Genomic DNA, 4,145 nt, shown 5'->3' with positions numbered 1-4,145 from the left:
GGTGCTTGGTGCTCGGCGCTATATTCAAAACCCCAATACTTCTTTAGCGAAGGGAATACTGAGCTTTCGTTTCGCTTGAAACGAGGCGTTGTCTAGCAAGTCGAGGGCGGCAAGTAACGTACTCATGTCTCGTGATAACCGGTTAAGTAAAAAGCGACCTACATCTGTGGGTAGTTTAAAACCACGCAACTCGGAGCGCAGCTGTAAGGCACTGAGCTTGCCCTCGTCATCTAGCGGTTTAAGCTGATAAGCCACTCCCCAATCTAAGCGTGAGGCTAAGTCCGGCAAGGTGAGCCCTAAATGACGAGGGGCATTAACGGCACTGATCACCAAAGAGCCGCAACCTCGCTCTCTACTGCGATTAAAAAAGTTAAAGATGGCGCGTTCCCATATTTCAATACCGGCAATGGCCTCTAAATTATCAAGGCACACCAGCGTTTGTAGCTCCATGCCCTCTAAAATATGTGGCGACATACTTTGGTGTCGATCTAGGGAGATATAGGCTGCCGTTTGCCCTTCTTCGTCGTCTAATTCGGCACAAGCGGCATGTAATAAATGCGAACGGCCGCTGCCCTCTTGTCCCCAAAAGTACAGTAGATCGTCGTTTTGGCCCATGGCGGCATTTTTAAGAGCGGTGATCAGCTGGGCATTATCGCCAGGATAAAAGCTACCAAAGGTTTCATCATCGGGTAATTGCACCGCTAACGCCAACTGAGCTGGCTGATGTTCAATATCTTCTTGTGTCATATTAGCTCCCCAACCAACTAAAGGTGCGATCACCTTGAGCCGTGAGTTCGCTTAATGAACTTAAGGCTTGCAAAACCGCAGTGCGCGAGCCCGGCACACTTAGACGATATCGCCCTTGAGAGCCTGCGCTTTCTGCCACATAAACAGCGGCCACACCATTTAGCTCGGCCAACTTACGCTCAAGCAGCACTGAGTCAGAAAACTCCCGCAAGCCAGACACTAATATGGTGAGCTCACCTTCAACATCTTCTGTTAGCGTTAATGATTCTTTTGGAGCCTCATTTTCAGCTAACGCCAGCGGCTCTGATACCGCTTGGCGCGCCCAATAATCATTGATCTTGGTTAGTAACGATTCCATAGCATCATCATGGGATGTGCCATTAAGTACTCCTTTAACCAGAGCCGACTTTTGTTGGGCACTAAAGAGCTGCCACTGGCCGGTGTTCGTCGTTTCAGATTGCTCTACCATCAGCCAGTAATCTGCATTATAACGGGCACTGGCTTGGCGCACTAAGTGAGGGGTAAAAGAGTCATTACCGTTTAGTGTTATTTGCTCATCCAGATCCCACAGCGGCCATAATAGCGGCTGCTGATAATGGGTAGCACTTGCTTGCACGCGAGAGCTGGCCTCATTGTATACCTGAGCCTGATCACGCCACCACACTAGCACGCGCGGCTTACTCGCGGTGGCAAAAGGTAAACCGGCACTGTTAAACAAAGCCTGCAACTCTTGGCCATTAAACTGGGCTTGATAGCCCATGCTCGATGACTCACTATCCAGAAAACGGGTGATATCACTGCGCGCTTCTTCTCTCGCCCAAGAGGATGTTACCTGTTCTCCGCCTAAACGAGTGAGCACGATATCAAGCGCTTGCAGGCGGGCTTGTTCACGACTATAAGGTGCAGGGTTTAAGCTCACTTCAAACACCGACTGCGCCACAGTGGCCGTTGAAAAAAGCCACACAGCCACCCAAAGCAGTTTTTTTACCATTTCGTTGCCATTGTTAAAAAAGCAGTCCTCCATAATACCTATAGACGGCTTGGCAAACCAGACTCATCGCACGGGTTCACGGGGCAAAACCAGATTCAGTAAGATGCCAACAATGCCGCATAAACTGATCCCTTGTAAGCTAAAGCCCCCTACACCAAACGCCATGCCACCAATGCCAAAAATTAAAATGACCGCCACTATGCATAAATTGCGTGCTTGGGATAAATCCACCTGATGTTTGATTAAGCTGTTTAAGCCCACAGTAGCAATGGATCCAAACAGTAAAATCATAATGCCGCCCATTACCGGTGTGGGAATACTCAGCATAAGCGCACCAAACTTACCGACAAATGCCAGCACAATGGCAAAGCCTGCCGCCCAGGTCATAATCACTGGATTGAAGTTTTTGGTGAGCATAACCGCCCCCGTCACCTCAGAATAAGTGGTGTTTGGCGGTCCGCCAAAACAAGACGCACCCATGGTCGCTAACCCATCGCCTAATAAAGTGCGATGTAGCCCTGGCTTTTTGAGATAGTCTTTTCCGGTAACCGAACTAATGGCCAGCACATCACCTATATGTTCAATCGCAGGTGCAATAGCTACCGGTAACATAAAGAGCACGGCTTGCCAGTGCCACTCAGGAGCAACAAAGTTGGGCAGAGCAATCCAAGCTGCAGCCTGTACCGGCGAAAAGTCTACCACGCCAAACCCCAATGCAATGCTATAACCCACGGCGATACCGGCAGTGATGGGCACCAAACGAAACACGCCTTTAGCCATAGTCGATACCAGCAAGGTGGTCGCCAATGCGGGTAAAGATAACCAAAGCGCAACATCATGAGGGATAAGTTGTGCTGAGCCATCGCCGGCTTTACCAATGGCCATGTTGACCGCCATGGGGGCCAACCCAAGACCTATCACCATTATCACGGGGCCAACCACCACAGGAGGCAGTAAGCGTGTTAATAATGCGGTGCCGCGCCAGCGCACTATTTGGCTGAGTAAGGCATACATGATGCCCGCGGCCATAATGCCACTCATGGTGGCTGGTATGCCCCAAGTTTGTACGCCATATAAAATGGGGGCAATAAAGGCAAACGACGAGGCTAAAAAAATCGGCACTTGGCGTTTAGTGCATAACTGAAAAATAAGGGTACCGATACCGGCGGTAAATAACGCCACATTAGGATCTAAGCCGGTGATTAATGGCATTAATACCAAGGCACCAAAGGCGACAAATAGCATTTGTGAGCCAGCGATGGCCTGGCGTAGCGGAGTATGAGCGACGTCTTGAGAAGGCGTCGCCAATGCGGTGTGTTTATTGGTGTTCATATTGTTACCTTGCAGAAAAAAACCGGCTAATGCCGGTTTTAATGTATACCTTATTTAGTGCCAAATATTTTATCGCCTGCATCGCCAAGGCCTGGGATAATGTAGCCATTGTCATCGAGTCGTTCATCAACTGATGCACAATATAACTCTACATCGGGGTGAGCCGCCTCTAATGCTGCGACCCCTTCAGGGGCCGCCACCAGCACTATCACTTTAAAGTGGCAACATCCTTTTTCTTTAAGTAGATCAATAGTGGCAATCATAGAGCCGCCAGTGGCCAACATAGGGTCTACCACTAATGCCATGCGTTCATCTATGTGGCTGACTAGCTTATTAAAGTAGTGTACGGGTTGTAGGGTTTCTTCATCGCGATACACCCCCACCACACTGACTCGTGCCCCCGGCATGTGCTCAAGCACTCCGTCCATCATGCCAAGTCCGGCACGCAAAATAGGCACGACTGTTACTTTTTTGCCTTTTAGCTGGTCGACTTCTGTTGGGCCATTCCACCCTTGAATGGTGGTTTTTTCAGTATCAAAATCAGCGGTCGCTTCGTAGGTTAATAAACTTCCCACTTCTCGTGCTAGTTCACGAAAGCGTTTGGTACTAATGTCGGCTTCACGCATTAGCCCCAACTTGTGTTTCACCAAAGGGTGCTTAACCTCAATAACTTTCATACTTTTTCTCCCAACTGATGGCGACACAAAAAAATCGCGAAACTTTAGCATAATATAACCTATAGCGGCAGACTTTTCTGTGAGCAAATAGCCAAATAAATTTTCAAAGGGCATTCGCTCAGCACTGCGCCTGCCCTGCGCCAGCTAAAGCCTGCCCTGCGCCAGCTAAAGCCTGCCACAAGCTTTAGCGGCCCCACGCTTATATTTAACTGACAGCTAAACGCCTGTCACTTAGTCACATCTTTTTGTTGATGTTTGAGTAGAAATCAGGCAGAGCGCGCTACTCCGCTCGACTCGCCGTAAACCCATCCATGGGGGCTCCGCCGCGCCCTCCCTGGCGCGGAGGGTCGACGGAGCAGACACCCTCTGCCTTCCCATTAACACCGAGTTGCCTGAAT

Annotated in this window: 4 protein-coding genes; all 4 read right to left on the bottom strand. The window is 49.6% G+C overall.

Going from position 1 to position 4,145, the window contains the following annotated elements:
* Positions 1–24: 24 nt before the first annotated feature.
* The 4 genes from hda to upp all read right to left on the bottom strand — a co-directional run bounded on the left by hda (position 25) and on the right by upp (position 3,747).
* Complete coding sequence (gene hda, locus ACTHY5_RS11370; protein ID WP_441879718.1) at positions 25–747, bottom strand: DnaA inactivator Hda; 723 nt, start codon at positions 745–747, stop codon at positions 25–27.
* 1 nt (position 748) lies between these two features.
* Positions 749–1,738, bottom strand: coding sequence for a DUF2066 domain-containing protein (locus tag ACTHY5_RS11365; RefSeq protein WP_441879715.1), 990 nt, complete (start codon positions 1,736–1,738; stop codon positions 749–751).
* A gap of 63 nt (positions 1,739–1,801) precedes the next feature.
* A complete protein-coding gene (locus ACTHY5_RS11360) occupies positions 1,802–3,070 on the bottom strand; it encodes a uracil-xanthine permease family protein (RefSeq protein ID WP_441879712.1) in 1,269 nt (422 codons plus the stop codon).
* Between the two features lie 50 nt (positions 3,071–3,120).
* Positions 3,121–3,747 carry a uracil phosphoribosyltransferase gene (gene upp, locus ACTHY5_RS11355; protein WP_441879709.1) on the bottom strand — a complete coding sequence of 209 codons (627 nt, stop codon included), beginning with the start codon at positions 3,745–3,747 and terminating at the stop codon, positions 3,121–3,123.
* Positions 3,748–4,145: the final 398 nt, after the last annotated feature.

The sequence above is a fragment of the Oceanisphaera sp. genome (assembly GCF_052084945.1).
Lineage (GTDB): Bacteria > Pseudomonadota > Gammaproteobacteria > Enterobacterales > Aeromonadaceae > Oceanimonas.
Note: the sequence above shows the minus strand (reverse complement) of the source record. Positions and strands in the feature narration are given on the sequence as shown.

Excerpts from the sequence above, each read along its gene's own strand:
- upp (WP_441879709.1), bottom strand. The coding sequence starts at position 3,747 with ATGAAAGTTATTGAGGTTAAGCACCCTTTGGTGAAACACAAGTTGGGG.
- ACTHY5_RS11360 (WP_441879712.1), bottom strand. The coding sequence starts at position 3,070 with ATGAACACCAATAAACACACCGCATTGGCGACGCCTTCTCAAGACGTC.
- ACTHY5_RS11365 (WP_441879715.1), bottom strand. The coding sequence starts at position 1,738 with ATGGTAAAAAAACTGCTTTGGGTGGCTGTGTGGCTTTTTTCAACGGCC.
- hda (WP_441879718.1), bottom strand. The coding sequence starts at position 747 with ATGACACAAGAAGATATTGAACATCAGCCAGCTCAGTTGGCGTTAGCG.